Origin of the sequence: Cellulophaga omnivescoria, from assembly GCF_027915275.1 — a bacterium.
Classification (GTDB): domain Bacteria; phylum Bacteroidota; class Bacteroidia; order Flavobacteriales; family Flavobacteriaceae; genus Cellulophaga; species Cellulophaga omnivescoria.
In genome coordinates, this window is the sequence record NZ_CP115819.1 from 3,382,181 (window position 1) to 3,401,260 (window position 19,080).

15 protein-coding genes are annotated in these 19,080 nt (G+C 32.7%); 13 read left to right on the plus strand and 2 right to left on the minus strand.

Going from position 1 to position 19,080, the window contains the following annotated elements; translation table 11 throughout:
• Positions 1 to 187: 187 nt before the first annotated feature.
• Positions 188 to 1,282: a redox-regulated ATPase YchF gene (ychF, locus tag PBN93_RS14955; protein ID WP_077399739.1), complete on the minus strand. Its 1,095-nt coding sequence runs from the start codon at positions 1,280 to 1,282 to the stop codon at positions 188 to 190.
• Positions 1,283 to 1,390: 108 nt separating this feature from the next.
• Between ychF and PBN93_RS14960 the strand changes: the two genes are divergently transcribed.
• Entirely contained in the window at positions 1,391 to 4,081 is a 2,691-nt protein-coding gene (locus PBN93_RS14960) for a TonB-dependent receptor (protein WP_271080991.1), read from the plus strand.
• A gap of 86 nt (positions 4,082 to 4,167) precedes the next feature.
• Here PBN93_RS14960 and PBN93_RS14965 read toward each other — a convergent pair whose 3' ends face one another.
• Entirely contained in the window at positions 4,168 to 4,521 is a 354-nt protein-coding gene (locus tag PBN93_RS14965) for a 4Fe-4S dicluster domain-containing protein (protein WP_013622548.1), read from the minus strand.
• Between the two features lie 87 nt (positions 4,522 to 4,608).
• On the opposite strand from PBN93_RS14965, the gene PBN93_RS14970 reads away from it, so the two are divergent.
• From PBN93_RS14970 to PBN93_RS15025, 12 genes are all read left to right on the plus strand, one after another.
• Positions 4,609 to 5,670: an acyl-CoA reductase gene (locus tag PBN93_RS14970; protein ID WP_271080992.1), complete on the plus strand. Its 1,062-nt coding sequence runs from the start codon at positions 4,609 to 4,611 to the stop codon at positions 5,668 to 5,670.
• A 161-nt stretch (positions 5,671 to 5,831) separates the two neighbouring features.
• Positions 5,832 to 6,896 carry a 3-phosphoserine/phosphohydroxythreonine transaminase gene (gene serC / locus PBN93_RS14975; protein ID WP_271080993.1) on the plus strand — a complete coding sequence of 355 codons (1,065 nt, stop codon included), beginning with the start codon at positions 5,832 to 5,834 and terminating at the stop codon, positions 6,894 to 6,896.
• Positions 6,897 to 6,923: 27 nt separating this feature from the next.
• Positions 6,924 to 7,877, plus strand: coding sequence for an NAD(P)-dependent oxidoreductase (locus PBN93_RS14980; protein WP_271080994.1), 954 nt, complete (start codon positions 6,924 to 6,926; stop codon positions 7,875 to 7,877).
• Between the two features lie 82 nt (positions 7,878 to 7,959).
• Positions 7,960 to 8,604, plus strand: a complete 645-nt coding sequence (locus tag PBN93_RS14985; RefSeq protein WP_077399752.1) for a DUF937 domain-containing protein — start codon at positions 7,960 to 7,962, stop codon at positions 8,602 to 8,604.
• A gap of 81 nt (positions 8,605 to 8,685) precedes the next feature.
• Entirely contained in the window at positions 8,686 to 9,138 is a 453-nt protein-coding gene (locus PBN93_RS14990) for a DUF6146 family protein (protein WP_077399755.1), read from the plus strand.
• Positions 9,139 to 9,170: 32 nt separating this feature from the next.
• Positions 9,171 to 9,488, plus strand: coding sequence for a DUF6787 family protein (locus tag PBN93_RS14995; protein ID WP_271080995.1), 318 nt, complete (start codon positions 9,171 to 9,173; stop codon positions 9,486 to 9,488).
• Positions 9,489 to 9,601: 113 nt separating this feature from the next.
• Positions 9,602 to 10,180, plus strand: coding sequence for an RNA polymerase sigma-70 factor (locus PBN93_RS15000; RefSeq protein WP_077399758.1), 579 nt, complete (start codon positions 9,602 to 9,604; stop codon positions 10,178 to 10,180).
• 109 nt (positions 10,181 to 10,289) lie between these two features.
• On the plus strand, positions 10,290 to 11,228 hold the full coding sequence (locus tag PBN93_RS15005) for a FecR family protein (RefSeq protein WP_271080996.1): 939 nt from the start codon (positions 10,290 to 10,292) through the stop codon (positions 11,226 to 11,228).
• 208 nt (positions 11,229 to 11,436) lie between these two features.
• On the plus strand, positions 11,437 to 14,802 hold the full coding sequence (locus tag PBN93_RS15010) for a SusC/RagA family TonB-linked outer membrane protein (protein ID WP_271080997.1): 3,366 nt from the start codon (positions 11,437 to 11,439) through the stop codon (positions 14,800 to 14,802).
• 18 nt (positions 14,803 to 14,820) lie between these two features.
• Positions 14,821 to 16,251, plus strand: a complete 1,431-nt coding sequence (locus PBN93_RS15015; protein WP_271080998.1) for a SusD/RagB family nutrient-binding outer membrane lipoprotein — start codon at positions 14,821 to 14,823, stop codon at positions 16,249 to 16,251.
• A gap of 10 nt (positions 16,252 to 16,261) precedes the next feature.
• Entirely contained in the window at positions 16,262 to 17,746 is a 1,485-nt protein-coding gene (locus tag PBN93_RS15020) for a calcineurin-like phosphoesterase family protein (RefSeq protein ID WP_271080999.1), read from the plus strand.
• A 15-nt stretch (positions 17,747 to 17,761) separates the two neighbouring features.
• Entirely contained in the window at positions 17,762 to 19,006 is a 1,245-nt protein-coding gene (locus tag PBN93_RS15025) for a hypothetical protein (RefSeq protein ID WP_077399771.1), read from the plus strand.
• Positions 19,007 to 19,080: the final 74 nt, after the last annotated feature.

A 19,080-nucleotide genomic window follows, 5' to 3' on the forward strand; every position in this document is an offset into this window, starting at 1 on the left:
TTAGAAAAAAATGAAACACCTACAGCTTAAAGTAATTAACAATAGTACATTTAATTTTGTTGATATATAGAAATTAAGTAGTTACAATTAAGAAATAAGATAAAAAATTCATCATTTTAACTTTATAGCACAAAAAAATGCTGCAACAAGGTTACAGCATTTTAATTTATAATTAAGTTAAAAACTATTATACATTAAATCTAAAGTGCATAACATCTCCATCTTTTACAATATACTCTTTACCTTCTACACGCATTTTTCCTGCTTCTTTAACTTTAGCTTCGCTACCGTAAGTAACATAGTCATTGTAAGCAATAACTTCTGCACGTATAAAACCTTTTTCAAAATCTGTATGTATAACACCTGCTGCTTGTGGCGCGGTTGCCCCCACTGGTATAGTCCAGGCTCTCACCTCTTTAACACCTGCAGTAAAATAGGTCTCTAAATTTAGTAGCTTGTAAGCACCTCTAATTAACTTAGCAGAACCAGGCTCTTCTAAACCTAAATCTTCTAAAAACATTTGGCGCTCCTCATAACTATCTAACTCTGTAATATCTGCTTCTGTACCTACTGCTAAGAAAATAACTTCTGCATTTTCTTTAGCTACAGCTTCTTTAACTTTTTCTACATATTCATTACCATTTACAGCTGCATCTTCATCTACATTACATACATACATTACTGGCTTATCTGTAATAAACTGTAGCGGTTTAACATATTCTAAATGGTCTTTTTCTTCAACCTCTATAGCTCTAACAGAAATACCAGCTTCTAAACCTTCCTTTAACTTTAAAAGAACGGCTTCTTCCTTCTGCGCCTCTTTATTTCCTGTTTTAGCTGTACGTTTTACTTTTTCTAGTTTTTTATCTACAGTTTCTAAATCCTTTAACTGCAACTCCATATCTATGGTTTCCTTATCTCTAATAGGATCTACAGAACCATCTACGTGTACAATATTATCATTATTAAAGCAGCGTAATACGTGTAAAATAGCATCAGTTTCTCTAATGTTTCCTAAAAACTGATTCCCTAAACCTTCTCCTTTACTTGCACCTTTTACAAGACCTGCAATATCTACAATCTCTACAGTTGCAGGTAAAACACGCTCTGGGTTTACCAATTCTTCTAATTTTTGCAACCTTGCATCTGGTACATTTACAACACCTATATTAGGCTCTATAGTACAAAACGGAAAATTTGCGCTTTGCGCTTTTGCATTAGACAAACAATTAAAAAGGGTAGATTTCCCTACGTTTGGCAATCCAACAATACCTGCTTTCATTTCAAATTCTATTTTTAGTGCCGCAAATATACCATTTAAAAATTTTCGAGAACAAATAAAACGTTTTTGATTACCTTTAGATTTATAAAAACCTAAATATCAATCTATATGAAAAAAAAATGTATTCTTATTTTTAGCCTATTATGCTTCTCGTTCGCGTTTAGTCAATCTACAATTACAGGTACTGTAGTAGATGATGAAGGAGCACCGCTAGCCGGCGTAAACATTCTAGAAAAAGGCACAACAAACGGAACATCTACAGATTTTGATGGGAAATACAGTATTGACACGCAAACAAATGCCACACTTGTGTTTAGCTATATTGGCTTTAACACACAAGAAATTAGTACGTCTGGCAAAACAACTATAAATGTAACCTTGTCTGAAGGTATGCTACTAGATGAAATACAACTTGTAGGATCTAGAAGCCCAAAAAGAACAGCTACGGACACTGCTGTACCTATTGATGTTTTAGATGTTGCAGAAATTGCCTCTAACACAGGTAAGGTAGAAGTTAATGACATATTACAATATGCCGCTCCTTCATTTAATGCCACAAAACAGTCGGGTTCCGATGGTGCAGACCATATTGTACCTGCTAGTTTAAGAGGTTTGGGACCAGACCAAACACTGGTACTAGTAAACGGAAAAAGAAGACATCAATCTTCTTTGGTAAACATTTTTGGAACTAGAGGTCGTGGTAACTCTGGTACAGATTTAAATGCTATTCCTGCTTCTGCCATAAAACGAATTGAAGTTTTACGAGATGGCGCATCTGCACAATACGGATCGGATGCCATTGCCGGTGTTATTAACATTGTATTAAAAAACAATACCAACGGATTTTCTGGCGGAATTACCTACGGAGCCTACAGCACTGCTATTGGAGATGGATGGGCAGAAGAAACAGGAGAAACGCTTTATAATGTTGAAGGCAAAAACAGACTGGACGGAAAAGACAAAAATTTTGATGGAGAAACTACTAAAATAGATCTTAACTACGGTATGGCTCTTGGAGAAAATGGTGGTTTTTTTAATGTTACAACCGAATTTTTATCTAAAGAAAAAACACTTAGACCAGGATTTAGCTGGAGAAAAGGATACGGAGGAGCTGCAATAGATGGTTTTAATTTTATGATTAATTCTGCTGTTCCTATTGATGAAAACACAGAGGTTTACGCCTTTGGTGGCAGAAATTACAGAGATACCAATGCAAACGCTTTTTCCAGAGATGGTTTTGCAGATGGCGACAATAGATCTGTACCAAGTTTGTACCCAGACGGATTTACACCTCAAATTACTTCATTAATTACAGATGTTTCTGTTTCTGCTGGTGTTAGGAGCAAAACTAAAAATGGATGGAACGTAGATTTTAACAACACTTACGGGAAAAATAACTTTCATTATTTTGTAAAAAATACAAATAACGCTTCTATGCAAGATGCTTCTCCTACTGATTTTGATGCTGGTGGACATTACCTTTCTATGAATACAACAGGATTAGAACTTAACAAGTATTTTGATGATGTTGCCGCTGGTTTAAATGTAGCTTACGGATTTGAATACCGCACAGAAAACTTTGGTATATTTTCTGGCGAAGAAGCATCATACTCATTGTATGATGAAAATGGCGTAGTACTTACAAACCCAGCTACACAAACTGCTGCTCAAGACAGTAACGGAGATGATTTACCTGGAAGCTCACAAGGTTTCCCAGGATATAGTCCTGCTAACGAAGTAGACCGTAGTAGAACCAATTACGGTATTTATGTAGATTCTGAATTAAATGTAACTGATGAATTTATGGTTGGAGGTGCATTACGTTATGAAAACTATAGCGACTTTGGCAACACTTTTAACTTTAAACTAGCAAGTAGATATAAAATTAATGAAAACTTGGCATTTAGAGGATCTGTTTCTTCTGGCTTTAGAGCTCCATCATTAGCGCAATTATATTACAACTTAATATTTACAAATATTGTTGCTGGTAGGTCTGTACCATCATTATTATCTGCAAACAATAGCACTGTAACCAAAGCTTTTGGAATAGGACAACTTAATGAAGAGAAAGCCTTAAACGCCAGTTTAGGATTTACTTATACAAATGGTGGTTTTTCTGCAACTATAGATGCTTATTCCATTGCTGTAGATGACCGTATCATTTTAACAGATAACTTTACAGACCAAGCTGTACTTGGACCTTTAGGTGTAGATGCAGCACAATTTTTTGCAAATGGCGTAGATACCAGAACTACTGGTTTAGACATTGTACTTAACTACACCACTACTATTGGTGCAAACGGAAAAGCTAGTATTGGTTTAATTGGTAACTTTAATGACTTAGAAGTAAAAGAAATACACAATGGTAATTTAAATGAGTTTACTTTCTTTGGACCATTTTCTCAAGCTTATTTAGAAGCTGCTGCACCAGATTACAAATTTGGACTTAATCTTGGTTATTCTACTCCTAAATTTAATGCACAAGCAACATTAACACAATTTAGTGAAGTAGAATTACAAGATTTTCAGTGGGTAGATACACCTGCAACTACACAAGCTGAAGCGGATTTACTCTACCCAGTAGCTACAGATATTTATGAAGCAGCACTAGTTGTTGATTTAAGTATTGGTTATCAATTTTGTAAAAATTTAAAACTTACAGTTGGCGCTAATAACTTATTTAATGAGTATCCTACTCCACAATTTGATGGATGGACAGATCAAGGTGGTTTAGCAGATTCTGTACAAATGGGCTCAGACGGAACCTATATTTTTAGTAGAATAAACTTCAACTTCTAAGAGTAGATAATTTAAAAACACAAAAAAGCGAGGATATAATATCCTCGCTTTTTTTATCATAAATAATACGTAAAACTCTTTTACTACTACCCCTCTGGGTGCATAAAACGTTGCTTTGCAAGCAGTTCTTCTTCTGTTTCTACAATGTCATCATCCGGCACACAACAGTCTACAGGACAAACCGCAGCACACTGTGGCTCTTCATGAAAGCCTTTACACTCCGTACACTTGTCTGGAGATATATAGTAAATTTCATCACTAATAGGCTCTTGAGACTCTTCAGCATCAACCTCTTTACCATTTGGTAAAACAATTGTTCCTTCTAAAGATGTTCCATCTGCATATCTCCAATCATCTGCACCTTCATATATTGCTGTATTAGGACATTCTGGCTCGCAAGCTCCACAATTAATACATTCGTCTGTAATTATTATTGCCATAATTTATATCAATTTTTAGACTGATATTTAATCAGTATATCTACTTTTGCACAAAGGTAAACCCTATTAAATCACTATACAAATAAAATGGCTAAACTTGAAGATAGAATAGTTGCTTTTTCTGAATTAGGAACTTTGTTTGCAGATTATTACGAATTTGCAAACTCAGAAAAACAAGAAGAAAATACAAATGAATGGGTCTTAAAATTACAAGATGCAGTACATACAGCTAGCTTACACAACGGTTGGTTTACTGAAGAAAATATTCTTTTTTGCTTAAAAAATTGGAGCAATTTACTAACTCAAAAAAACTTAAATAATTGGTTTAAATCATACAACTTAAGTTCGCATAATATCAAAAAAGTAGCCATAATAATGGCCGGTAACATCCCGCTTGTTGGTTTTCACGATTTTTTAGCAACTGTATTAACAGGTAATACCGCTTTAATTAAGTTATCATCTAACGATAAAATACTACTTCCTTTTGTAACATCGTTTTTAATTAGTAAGCTTCCAAGTTTAGCAAATTCTATAATTTATGTAGATGGTAGATTAGAGGGTTTTGATGCTGTAATAGCTACCGGAAGCGATAATACTGCTAGGTATTTTGAGCATTATTTTGGAAAAAAACCAAATATTATAAGAAAAAACAGAAATTCTGTTGCAGTTTTAACTGGCAACGAAACCAATGAGCAATTAGAAAATCTTGCCGAAGACATATTTACATACTATGGCTTGGGTTGTAGAAGTGTTTCTAAACTATTTGTTCCTAAAGGATATAATTTTGATGCCTTTTTTAAAGCAATGTATCCCAAACAAGACATTATAAACCATATGAAATATGCAAATAATTATGATTATAATAAGGCTGTATATTTAATGAGTGAATTTAATATTTTAGAAAATGGATTTTTAATGATTAAGGAAGATGAAAGTTACGCTTCTCCTATTTCCTCTGTTTTTTATGAGTATTACGAGTCGTTAGACGCTTTAAAGCAAAAACTTACCCATGATAAAGACAAAATACAATGTGTTGTTGCTAATGGTTTGCTTAAAAATGAAATTAATTTTGGTGAAACACAAAAACCTAGTTTAACAGATTATGCAGATAATATAGATACTGTTGAATTCTTGTTGAAAACATCCTAGAATTAATTCAAATTATAAAAGGTGTATTGTTATAAAATTTAGACCTTTACCTTATATTTAAATAAATTTAATAAAGCTATAAACAATTAAAAAACAATTAATTACTTGTAGCTACAAACATAAATTGGCTAGCAAACCAATTACAAACAAAACACGTACAAATGAAAAAGCATAATTTTAGCGCAGGACCTTGTATTTTACCACAAGAAGTATTATTAAAAGCATCAGAAGCTGTTGTAGATTTTAATGGTTCTGGTTTATCTTTGATAGAAATATCTCACCGTAGTAAAGATTTTGTAACTGTTATGGAAACTGCACAATCTTTAGCATTAGAGCACTTAGGGTTAACAGACAAAGGATACAAAGCATTATTTTTACAAGGTGGTGCTAGTTTGCAGTTTTTAATGACTGCCTATAACTTATTAGAAACAAAGGCAGGCTACTTAAACACTGGCACTTGGAGTGATAAAGCTATTAAAGAAGCTAAAATGTTTGGTGAAATTGTAGAAGTAAGATCTTCTAAAGATAAAAACTACAACTACATACCTAAAAATTATATGGTTCCTGCAGATTTAGATTATTTTCATTTAACATCTAACAATACCATATTTGGAACACAAATTAAGGAGTTTCCTAAAACTAAAGTCCCTGTAGTTTGTGATATGAGTTCAGATATCTTTTCTCGTAAATTAGATTTCTCTCAGTTTGATTTAATCTATGCTGGGGCGCAAAAAAATATGGGCCCTGCTGGTACTACTTTAGTGATTATAAAAGAAGATGTTCTGGGCAAAGTAACAAGACAAATACCTTCTATGTTAAACTACCAAGTACATATTAGTAAAGACAGTATGTTTAATACACCACCTGTTTTTGCTGTTTACACATCTATGTTAACCATGCAATGGCTAAAAGACCTTGGTGGTATAGATGCTATTGAAGAAATAAACGATAAAAAAGCACAATTGTTATATTCAGAAATAGATTTAAACCCATTATTTAAAGGTTTTGCAGAAAAAGCAGACCGTTCTAATATGAATGCCACTTTTAATTTAACAGATGAAAAATTAAAAGAAACTTTTGATACTATGTGTAAAGAGGCTGGTATTAATGGTATTAATGGCCATAGATCTGTGGGTGGTTACAGAGCCTCTATGTACAATGCATTGTCTTTAGATAGCGTAGGTACTTTAGTAGATGTTATGAGCGACTTAGAAAGAAAAGCATAAATTGTTATAAATAATTTAAGATTACGTATGAAAAAAATATTAGCAAACGACGGTATATCACAAAACGGTATAGACGCATTAGAAAAAGCTGGTTTTAAAGTAATTACCACTACTGTAGCACAAGAACAGCTTGCTAATTATATTAATGAACATAAAATTGCTGGGTTAATAGTACGTAGTGCCACCCAGGTACAAAAAGATATTATAGACAACTGCCCTACTCTAGAATTAATTGGTCGTGGTGGCGTTGGTATGGATAATATTGATGTAGATTACGCAAAAGAAAAAGGCTTACACGTTATTAATACACCTTCTGCTTCTTCTGCTTCTGTAGCAGAACTTGTATTTGCACATTTATACAATGGTGTACGTTATTTATATGATGCAAACCGAATTATGCCTTTAGAGGGTGACAGCAAGTTTAAACAACTTAAAAAGGCCTACGCTAAAGGTGTAGAACTAAGAGGTAAAACAATAGGTATTATTGGTTTTGGTAAAATTGGTAAAGCTACAGCCCAAATAGCACTTGGTGTTGGTATGAAAGTAATTTACCATGATACGCAGGTAGAAGAAGCTACTGTTACAGTGCCTTTTTTTGATGGACAAACAGTTTCCTTTAATTTAAAAAATACACCAAAAGATACTCTTTTACAAGAATCTGACTTTATTACAGTGCACGTTCCTGCACAAGCAAATTACACTATTGCTGATAGTGATTTTGATAAAATGAAAGACGGTGTTGGTATTATAAATGCTGCTCGTGGTGGCGCTTTAGATGAAGTTGCACTTGTAGATGCTTTAGAGGAAAATAAAGTTTCTTTTGCTGGTTTAGATGTATTTGAATCTGAACCAAATCCAGAAATAAGAATCTTAATGCATCCAAAAATTTCCTTAACTCCACATATTGGTGCTGCTACCAATGAAGCACAAAATAGAATTGGAGAAGAATTAGCTACTCAAATTGTAAGTTTACTAAAATAAGTGCAGATTATCGGTTATTCTACAATAGCATTTATTTTTTTTGTAAATTGAAGCATTATTAAACATTAACTAAACAAATCAAATGTCAGGATTATTAGACTTATTAAATAGCCCAATAGGCTCACAAATTATTAAAGGTGTTGCAGGACAGGCTGGAGAATCAGAACAAAAAACAGCAGGTGTACTTAGTATGGCCCTACCTTTATTAATGGGTGCAATGAAAAAAAACACAGCAACTCCAGAAGGTGCGCAAGGACTTATGAGCGCATTAACAAATAAACATGATGGTAGTATTTTAGACAACCTGGGTGGTTTATTTGGCGGCGGTGTAGATGACAACGTTATGAACGATGGTCAAGGAATACTTAACCACGTATTAGGAGCAAAACAACCACAGGTAGAAAATGCACTAAGTCAAAAAGCTGGTGTAAGTTCAGATACTGTTGCTACTATATTAAAAGTTGCTGCTCCTATATTAATGGGTGTTTTAGGAAAACAAGCAAGAAATGAAAACGTTGTTGAGTCTAACGGAATAGGAAATCTTTTAGGAGGTTTACTAGGAGGTGATGAAAACAGCAATAAAGAACAATCTTTAATAGAATCTTTTTTAGATTCTGACGGTGATGGTAGTATTTTAGATGATGTTGCCGGTATGGTTCTTGGAGGAAGTAACAAAAGCGGTGGTTCTGGAATTGGAGGACTATTAGGCGGACTTTTTGGAAAATAAACACGTTTTAACAAACTTATATAAGCCACTTGACAAAATCGAGTGGCTTTTTTTTTGTATATTAGAATAAATACAGATGCTATGAAAAAGAAATTTTATTTAGTTAGTTTATTAATTTCCGCTACCCTATTTATAAATTGTACTAGTACCAAAGAAACTGTATTAATATCTAACGCAGAAAAAGATGTATTTGAACAAAAAAATGGAGATCCTGTTGTTATAGCTGATGATGAATCTGAGTATGAAATAACAATTATAGACCCAGGTTTTAATGCTTGGCTGGTAAGTTTTGCTAGGCCAGAGCAATACTATTCACAAAGTTACCTAGAAACAAGAAACCGTTTATATGTTACAGAATGGAACCAGAGAGTTACACAACCTTTTAGGTTTAATCCAAATTTATACGAAATGCAAATTAACTATTCTGCAAACATAGATTATGGTTATGAAGTAAATTATAAACTCTACAATTACTTTATTTATTTTCAAAGAAAATACAATCAGCGTCTTGGCCATTTTGTTCCTCGCATATAAGCTGTTATATTTGCGGTCGATTAAATGCTATTATGGAAAAATTAAAACAACGCTGGGGAATAGATTCTAATTTCGCCATTGTTATGATACTTATTGTATTTGCCCTAACAGGTTCTTCTTCTTTAAAAATTGCAAGACCTTTTCTGGACTTTATAGGCTTTACAAGAGAAATTTTCCCTTCAGATTGGTATTTTTTAATTTTATATTGGACAGTACGTATACTAATTATATTTCCAATATATCAAATATTACTAGTTGCTTTTGGTTGGCTATTTGGTCAGTTTAAATTCTTTTGGGCTTTTGAAAAAAAGATGCTCTCTAGACTTGGTTTTGGTCGTTTTTTTAAATAAAAATTTAGAAAAAATCTCCTAATAACAATTTATTAACCAAGTCTTAATCTTAAGGTTTTTGTTTGCGATATAGATACACTTTCTTTTGTAAAGTATTAGATAGTACCCCCTAAATGCTAGTAAACCAAAAACAATTTAACGAACAACTGCTTTTAAAAGAAGTATATAAAGGCAATATAAATGCCTACGAAACTATATTTAACACATATTGGAAAAGACTTTATTTATACGCTTTTAAAGTTTACGAAGATGAGTCTTTATGTGAAGATATAGTACAAGAAGTTTTTATAAACTTTTGGGAACGCAGAGAAAGTTTAAATGTAATTAAACTAGAAAACTACCTTTTTAAATCTGTTAAATACAAAATGGCAAACGCTATTAGAGATTTAAAATTTACAAACATACACTTATCTAAGCTTTTAGATCTTCCAACAGACAGTTCTCAAGAAAACACTGTAGAATATAAAGAACTTCAGCAAGAAATAAACTCTGTGATTGCTACACTACCAGATAAATGTAAAAAAGTATTTATTATGAGTAGGTTTGATGATCTTACAAATGCAGAAATAGCTGCAGAACTAAACTTATCTATACGCACTGTAGAGACACATATTAGTAATGCTATTAAACACTTAAAAAATAATTTAAGCACCACCTCTCTTTACGCTAGCATTATACTAATGTTAACTTAATATCACTAAAACAACCCGCAGATTAACCAATTGTTAAAAGGCTCGTTTTTTAAAAAATTGCTTACGTGTACTCCTTTGTTTTTGTGACTACCTAGTAAAAGCAATAACATTGAAGAAAGAAGAATTTATAAAAATTACAGAAAAGTTTTCTAAAGGTACAGCATCAGAAAAGGAAGAGAATATTGTTTCTACCTTTTTTGATTCATTGCAAGATAAAGAAGTAAACACAGACATTACTAATGAAGCACGAAAGCAAAAAATGTTTAACGCTATTAAGGCAAAAACCGTTAAGCAGTCTAAAAAAACAACTTTTGTGAAAATTGCTGCTGCAATAATACTATTTATAAGCTTAGGTACATTTTTTATACATACTATTACTAAAGAAACCATAGTAACCTATGCTACAGTAAAAGGTGAACGAAAAAATATAACGCTACCAGATGGAAGTTCTATTTTTCTAAATTCAAAAAGTAGTATTTCTTACGCTAAGGAATTTACAAATAACAGAAATGTAACACTAAATGGTGAAGCATTTTTTAAGGTTACCAAAGACAGCCTAAACCCTTTTAGCGTAGAAACTAATACCATAAAAACTACAGTATTAGGTACATCTTTTAATATAAGCTCCTACCCTAAAAACAATGCTAAAGTAACTGTAAACACAGGAAAGGTAAAGGTACAAATGATTACAGATTTAAGTAAGCAACTGTTTTTAACAAAAAATCAAAGCGCTACTTATGTTTATGGTTCTTCTAATTTAGAAAAAAGCACAAGTAATGCTAACAATTACAATGCTTGGACCAAAAATACTTTGTGGTTTAAAGACAATAACCTAAAAGAAGTTTCAGAAAAATTAGAGAATTGGTTTAATGTAAAAATTACAATTAAAGACCAAGATTTAGAATCATTAAAACTTACGGGTACTTATAAAAATCCTAAATTAATTGAGGTATTGGAAAGTATTAAATTCCTAAAAAACATTGAATATACTATTACAAACAACCAAATAACAATACTAAAAACTAAAAATGAAGAAATGCCTATGTAAAACAAATAAAAAAACCCATTTCTGCGGGAACAGTAATGGGCTATAATGAATCTTCAAGCCTAAAACTTGAAAAAAACTTTAATAAAGACTTATCAGTTAACACTAAAAAGCCAAAATGAAATCAAATTTACAAAAAAAGCTAATGAAAAAACTCAAATCATATATAAAACTATATTTTGTCATTAGTCTTGTATTAACATCCAACATAATGTTGGGTTTTAATCAACCAGAAAAAATATCAGTAATTTTAAATAAAGTTAGTTTAGACAAGGTTTTTAAAGCAATAGAAAACAAAACAGAATACACCTTTGTTTATGATAATAGTATTGTTAAAAATACTACCAAAAAAAACTACAATTACACTAATACTACACTTAAAGAAATATTAGCAAAACTTAGTGAAGAAGAAAAAATTGCATTTAAAGTTATTAATAAAACAATAACTGTTGCTAAAAAAACCAAACAGTTAAAGACAATTAAAGGAATTGTTATTGATAAAGATAACATACCATTAGCTGGAGCAAGTGTACTAATTAAAGGAACTAAAACTGGCACAACAACAGATTTTGATGGTAAATTTTCTTTAGACATTAATGTGCAAGCTACCACCCTAATTGTTAATTATATGGGGTTTGAGTCTAAGGAAATTACAACAGATAACCGCTCTTTTTACCAAATAACTTTAGAGGAAAACGTTAATGCCTTAAACGAAGTAGTTGTAACAGCTTTAGGTATTAAAAGAGAAGAAAAAAAATTAGGTTATGCACAACAAACCGTTAAAGGAGAACAATTAACAGACGCACGCCCTAATAACTGGTCTGATGCTTTACGCGGAAAGGTTCCTGGTTTAAATATTCAATCGTTAGGCGGACCATTAAATTCACAAGAAATAAAATTAAGAGGAGACAGCTCTTTAAACCCTGGTAACAATGCAGCTCTGGTTGTTGTAGATGGTGTTCCTGTTACTAGTGGTTTAGCATCTACAGGTGCAAGTAATTCCTATATGGGAGGTGATGCATCTAATGATACACCTGTAGATTTAGGTAATGGAATATCTGACCTTAACCCTGAGGATATAGAAAGCGTATCTGTATTAAAAGGAGCTGGCGCAGCTGCTTTATACGGTTCTAGAGCAGCAAACGGTGTAGTTATCATCACAACAAAATCTGGAAAAAAACAACAAGGTTTAGGAATTACTTTTAGTTCTAATACCAAGTTTGATGTAGTCACTAGATACCCTGATTACCAATATGAATATGGACAAGGTAGTGGTAAAGGAAGTTATCTAAAACCTGATGGAAGCACTTATTACACTTACGGAGCTTCTGAAGACGGAAAAAGTACTGCTGGTAGTAGTAGTGCTTTTGGCCCTAAGTTTGAAGGGCAATATTATTTTCAGTACGACCCCACTGTTGAGGGACAATCATTAGAGCGTCAATTATGGCAACCATACAAAAATAATAGAAGTGATTTTTGGCGTGTAGGTAGCACACTAACTCAAAATTTAGCAATTCAGGGTGGTAATGATAAAGGAAGTATGCGTGCTTCTCTTACACATTCTAAAAATGAATGGATTATGCCAAACACTGGTTTTGATCAGCTTTCAATATCCGTAAATAGTAAATACCAAATAACAGATAATGTAAAAATTAGTTCTGTTGTTAATTATAGAGACAGAAATAGTGATAACCTTCCTGGAACTGGTTACAACAACCACTCTATAGCTTATTTTATGATTTTTCAGAATCCTAATGTAAACTTAGATTGGTACAGACCTATTTGGAAAAAAGATAAAGAGGGTTTAAGTATGATAAGACCTTATAGTAGTTATATAGACAACCCTTACGGTATTGCATATGAGGTAGAAAACACATTAGAACATGATGCTGTTACTGGTAACATACGTGCAGATATTAATCTTACTCCTAAGTTAGATTTAATGCTAAGAACCTCTTTAAACTCTTACAACAAAAATGCAGAACAACGTAGACCGTATGATATAAACAGGTATAAAACTGGTTATTATAAAACAACTAGTATTTTTAAAAGAGAAGTTAATTCTGATTTTTTACTTACCTATAATAACACTATTAAAAACATAGATTTAAATGCTTCTGTAGGTGCAAATGCAATGGTTTACAAGTACAACAGATTAGATTCTTGGACTGTTGGTTTAGAAACACCTGGCATTTACAACCTTGTTAATGGTACAAACCTTTTTACAAATGAGTATGAAGGAAATGAAAAAGTAAATAGCCTTTACGGAATGTTATCATTAGGCTTTAATAATAAGTTATTTTTAGATATTACTGGACGTAATGACTGGTCTAGTACATTACCAAAAGAAAACTGGTCGTTCTTTTACCCATCTGCAAATGCCAGCATACTTTTAAATGAAATATTTACACTACCAGTTGCTATAGATTTTGCTAAACTTCGTTTTTCTTACGCTAAAGTTGGTAATGATGCACCACGTTATAGCACTAAAAAATACTTTGGCAGAAGCGGTTATGAATTTTCGAGTTCTGCAGTGGCACCTACTACTTTATATAATACAGAATTAAAGCCAGAGCAAACTACAAGTTATGAGGCTGGTTTAGATCTTCGCTTATTAAAAAACAGATTAAGTTTAGATGCTGCTGTTTATGAAACGTTTACAGATAATCAAATTTTAAAAGTTCCATTAGCGCAAAGTAGCGGTTATAGTTACGCTTGGATTAATTCTGGCGAAGTACGCAACAGAGGTGTAGAATTGTCTTTAAAAGCAACCCCTGTAAAAACTAAAAACTTTAACTGGAATACTACAATGACGTGGTCTACTAATAAAAGTAAAGTAATGAGTTTAGATGACAGACTAGAAGGCAAATTACAAATGATGAGCTCTTCTAATGCTAGGCTTGTTGCTAAAGAAGGTGAATCTGCAACAGCTTTATACGGTAGAGGTTTTGAAAGAAATGAAAACGGAGATATTTTATATACAGACAATGGTTACCCTATAAAAACTGATGATGACATTTATATAGGAGAAACTACTCCAGATTGGCGTGCGGGCTTCATTAATTCTTTTAAATACAAAAACCTTAGACTTAATATGGTCATAGATGGCCAATATGGAGGTGTAATTTACTCTCACACACACCATAAATTAACTCAGCAAGGAAAACTAAAACACACTTTACGTGGTCGTGAAGAAGGTGAACTTATAGGCAAGGGTGTTGTAGATAACGGAGATGGTACTTACAGACCAAACACTACTCCTTTACCAATTGCGGTGTATTATGATAAGCATTATGAACGTGTAAATACAGAAGCCAATAGTTTTGATGCTTCTTTTGTAAAGTTAAGAGAGGTCAGTTTAGAATATAAAGTTCCTGCTAAATTTTTAAAATCGCTATTTATATCTAGCGCTAGTTGTTCTGTTTACGGAAGAAACTTGGGCGTATGGACAGACTTTCCTATTTATGATCCAGAAGTTGCTGCACAGGCAGGTGGCACAAATATTTTTACAGGTGTAGAAGTAGGACAATTACCTGTTGCAACAGAATTTGGTTTTAATGTAAAATTAGGACTATAACACATAACAATATATACTATGAAAACTATAAAATTTTTACTTTTTTCAAGTTTAATCTTAGTGCAACTAATTTCTTGTACATCAGATTTTGAAGAAACAAATACAGATCCAAACAAACTAGAAAGCATTACAGCTGGCAGCGCTATTAATCCAATTATTTATTCCTTAGCAGTTCGCAATGCTAATGAAGCTCGTAATAACAATTTTGGCCTAATGCAGGTTTTTTATAGAATAGATGATTTATCTGGACAACCATTTTTATATGACTTAAGAACAGATATAGGAGCCTCTTTATGGAGAGATTATTACAAAGCGCTTACCAATATTGTAGAAATGGAAAAAGCTGCTATATTAGAAGAAAAAGTAAACTACCAAGCGGTTGCTTTAACCTTAAAAACCTATGCTTTCTCTATACTAACAGATACTTTTGGTGATATTCCTATGACTGAGGCTTTACAAGCTGAGGCCGGTATTCTTTTCCCTAAATTTAGCACACAAGAAGAAATATACACACAGTTATTAGCAAATTTAGAACAGGCTAATAATTTGTATGATGTATCTGTGGGTATGGTTTATGAAAATGATATTCTTTTTGATAATGATGTAACTAAATGGCAAAAGTTTACAAACTCATTACGCTTACGCTTACTACTACGTATTTCTGGTAAAAAAGACACTTACCAAGAAATGGTTTCAATACTAAATAACCCTAGCAAATATCCTGTTTTCACTTCTAATGAAGATGCAGCTGTTTTAAACGTAACAGGTGAAGCCCCAAACCTATCTCCTTGGGACAGAGCTTCAGATTTTGGTTTATTTAGGTATTATGGCGATTTTTTCATAGATAACTTAAACAAATTTAACGACCCGCGTAGAAGCATATACGCTACACCAGCAAGAGGTATAAATGATGAAGACTTAGGATACATTGGTCAACCTATAGATTTTAGTAATAATCCGTTACCAGACAATATTGCTAGTGCTTCTGGTATAAATCAAGAGCAAATAATAGCTCCAATGATTATTCCTCTTATGACCTATTCAGAACTAGAATTTATTAAGGCTGAACTAGCTCAAAAAGGTTATTTAACTAATGCAGAAATTGCTTATAACAACGGTGTTACTGCTGCTATAGAGTTATGGGATGCAGAAGTTCCTACTGATTATTTTGACAATACTGATGCAGCTTACAACAATACGCTAGAACGCATAATGTTACAAAAATACTACGCTTTATATTTAACAGATTATCAATCTTGGTTTGAGCACAGAAGAACTGGGTTTCCTGTTTTACCTACTACTGATGCTATGTTTAATGACAAAAAAATGCCAAGTCGCTTTTTCTATCCAATTGCTGCTAGTACTTTAAATAGTGACAATTACCAAGAAGCTGTAAACCGTATTGGAGGTAATGAAATTAATGTAAAAGTTTGGTGGGATAACAACTAAAAAGCACACAATGGAAAATAGAAGAAAATTTTTAAAAAAATTAGGAATTACTGCTGGTGGTATATCTACAATTGGTGGCTTATCTCCCATTTTTGCAAATACCAAAGAGCAATTAGTAACCAATAAGCACATTAAAATTAATGGGCGCGTTACTACAAATGGTAAAGGTATTGCTAAAGTTCAAGTTACAGACGGACAACAAATTGTGCTTACAGACCAAAATGGTAATTTTAATTTTTTAAGCAATAGTAACAGAAAGTTTGTATACATTACACAACCTGCAGGGTTTAAAATAAACCAACTAGAAAATGGTTCTGCAGACTTTTTTAAACATATAGATGCTACTAAAAAAAATAATGAGTTCTTGTTTGAACTAACACCTAGTGTAGTTTCAGATAATGAACATCATTTTTTATTACTTGCAGACCCTCAAATACAAAGTAAATATGAGGCCCAGCAATTGTTAAACGTGGCTACACCAGATTTTATTAATACTGTAAAAGATATAAATCATCCTAATACATTTGGTATTGGGTGTGGCGACTTAGTTTTTGATAAACTAGAATTATTTAAAGACTATAACCAATCAATAAAAAATACAAATGTACCTTTTTACCAAGTTATTGGTAATCATGATATGGATTTAAATGTGCGTAGTGATAAAATGACAACAACTACCTTTGAGTCTCTTTTTGGTCCAACATATTACTCTTTTAATCGTGGAGAAATACACTATGTTGTTTTAGACGATGTATTTTTTATTGGTCAGGATAAAAAATATATTGGTTATATAAATGAAGAACAACTTGCTTGGTTAGAACAAGACTTAAGTTTTGTAGAACCAGGAACAACAGTTGTGGTATCATTACATATACCAACTTACACCGGTGCAGTACGCCGTTATCCAGAAAGAGATGTAATGGGAGGTGTTGTTAGTAACAGAGCATATTTATACAAAATACTAGAACCTTATAATACTCATATAATGTCTGGTCATACTCATTTTAATGATAATATGGTTGCTAAAAACAGGTTTGAGCATTGTCATGGAACCGTTTGTGGTGCTTGGTGGAGTGGCCCTATTTGTTGGGACGGAACTCCTAGTGGCTATGGCGTATACTCTGCAAAAGGTTCTGATTTTAAATGGTATTATAAATCTATTGGACACGATAAAAATTACCAGTTCACAGTCTATAAAAAAGGAGAACATCCAGACCATAAGGATAAATGGTGTTTAAATGTGTGGAACTGGGATCCGGAATGGCAAATTTGTTGGTATGAAGACGGAATTAAAAAAACTGACGTATCTAAAATTATGGCTTTAGATCCACTTAGCATTAAACTACATACCGGACCAAAATTACCTGAAAGAAGATCATGGGTAGAGCCACAATTAAATGATCATATGTTCTTTTTTACGCCAAATGAAAAAGCAAAAACTATTACTGTTGAGGTTACAGATAGGTTTGGAAATACATACTCACAAACAGTATAACATTACAAAAACATTATGAAAAAACATATAATTACAAGTGTATTATGCGCTGCTTTTGCTGCAATAAGTTGCCAAACAGAGGCAATAGACACAACAGAGGACGTTGTAGCTACACCTTCTAATACAGGTATTAACTACGTAGATGAAAGTGCTTTTATAAACTCTTTAAGTACAGAAACTTTCCTTAACCCAACAGATATTAGCCTAAACAGGAATGCTACAACTGCTGGTTACAACCAGGTTTATGGTTTTAATATTCCGGAAGATAACCAAGTTTTAGGTTTTAAATGGAATACTGGTGACCAAAACACTACAGATTGGAGACCACAGGGAATAACTGGTTTTACGTGGAATCAGAAACGGTTTTTACTAGCAACTTGGTATGGTATTGGCCCATCTAATATAAACGGAGTTGAAAACCAACATAAAGGAGTTAGAATTTCTTTGGTAGATATCACAAACCCAAACAACATAACTTACCGCCATATACTATTAGTACAAGACAAAAATAATATTAGTAACCCAAAGTTATTTAAGGCTACAAATAGTTATGATCAGTTAAATTTGTTTGCACCGGTTACCGTACACGCTGGTGGTGTAGCTTATGCAAATCAGAAAATATATGTAGCTTCTACTAGTTTAGGATTACGTGTTTTTGATTTAAATAATATTATAGCTGTTAGTTCAGACAATACCAAAAACAAAATTGGCCAAGATGCAAACGGAGATTTAAAGGCTTTTAATTATGGGTATATTTTACCGCAATCTGGATATTATGATATTTTAGATGGAGATCCTTTTTCTTGTGTATCATTAGGAGAAAACACTACTGGTAATAATATGCTTTACACATCACAATATAAAACAAGTAGCAGCAGTATTATACCTTCTGTTTACGGTTTTAACCTATCAAGCAACGGAGATATTGATACTTACATAACGGCAGAAATAAGTGTTCCTAAAGATAATGCATCTGGCAATAACGGACCACTTTACAACATACAAGGTGTTTATAGAAAAGATAGCACAAGTGTTTTTGCTGTTACAGGTAAAAGTAGTTATAAAGGTTCTACAGCAAGATTAGTGCGTTACACAGACGGTGAAGCATCTGGAACAAGATATAGATGGCCACATGGAGCTGAGGATTTTTACCTTGAAAAAAGCACAGGATTATTATGGAATTTAACAGAGTATGAAACCTCTAAGTATGGTGAAGAAAACAGAACAGTATTTGCCGTACGTTACGCTGACTATAATTAATTTTTAGTTTTTTCGTTAATAGTTGTCTACAGCCCTTAGAGTATTTTCTTAAGGGCTTAGATTTAAATAAAAGC

What these genes read in the sequence shown, in the direction of transcription:
- PBN93_RS15000 (WP_077399758.1), top strand. Translation starts at nt 9,602, where the DNA reads ATGCTAGTAAACCAAAAACAATTTAACGAACAACTGCTTTTAAAAGAA.
- PBN93_RS14985 (WP_077399752.1), top strand. Translation starts at nt 7,960, where the DNA reads ATGTCAGGATTATTAGACTTATTAAATAGCCCAATAGGCTCACAAATT.
- PBN93_RS15020 (WP_271080999.1), top strand. Translation starts at nt 16,262, where the DNA reads ATGGAAAATAGAAGAAAATTTTTAAAAAAATTAGGAATTACTGCTGGT.
- PBN93_RS14970 (WP_271080992.1), top strand. Translation starts at nt 4,609, where the DNA reads ATGGCTAAACTTGAAGATAGAATAGTTGCTTTTTCTGAATTAGGAACT.
- serC (WP_271080993.1), top strand. Translation starts at nt 5,832, where the DNA reads ATGAAAAAGCATAATTTTAGCGCAGGACCTTGTATTTTACCACAAGAA.
- PBN93_RS15015 (WP_271080998.1), top strand. Translation starts at nt 14,821, where the DNA reads ATGAAAACTATAAAATTTTTACTTTTTTCAAGTTTAATCTTAGTGCAA.
- PBN93_RS15025 (WP_077399771.1), top strand. Translation starts at nt 17,762, where the DNA reads ATGAAAAAACATATAATTACAAGTGTATTATGCGCTGCTTTTGCTGCA.
- ychF (WP_077399739.1), bottom strand. Translation starts at nt 1,282, where the DNA reads ATGAAAGCAGGTATTGTTGGATTGCCAAACGTAGGGAAATCTACCCTT.
- PBN93_RS14995 (WP_271080995.1), top strand. Translation starts at nt 9,171, where the DNA reads ATGGAAAAATTAAAACAACGCTGGGGAATAGATTCTAATTTCGCCATT.
- PBN93_RS15010 (WP_271080997.1), top strand. Translation starts at nt 11,437, where the DNA reads ATGTTGGGTTTTAATCAACCAGAAAAAATATCAGTAATTTTAAATAAA.
- PBN93_RS14980 (WP_271080994.1), top strand. Translation starts at nt 6,924, where the DNA reads ATGAAAAAAATATTAGCAAACGACGGTATATCACAAAACGGTATAGAC.
- PBN93_RS14990 (WP_077399755.1), top strand. Translation starts at nt 8,686, where the DNA reads ATGAAAAAGAAATTTTATTTAGTTAGTTTATTAATTTCCGCTACCCTA.
- PBN93_RS14960 (WP_271080991.1), top strand. Translation starts at nt 1,391, where the DNA reads ATGAAAAAAAAATGTATTCTTATTTTTAGCCTATTATGCTTCTCGTTC.
- PBN93_RS14965 (WP_013622548.1), bottom strand. Translation starts at nt 4,521, where the DNA reads ATGGCAATAATAATTACAGACGAATGTATTAATTGTGGAGCTTGCGAG.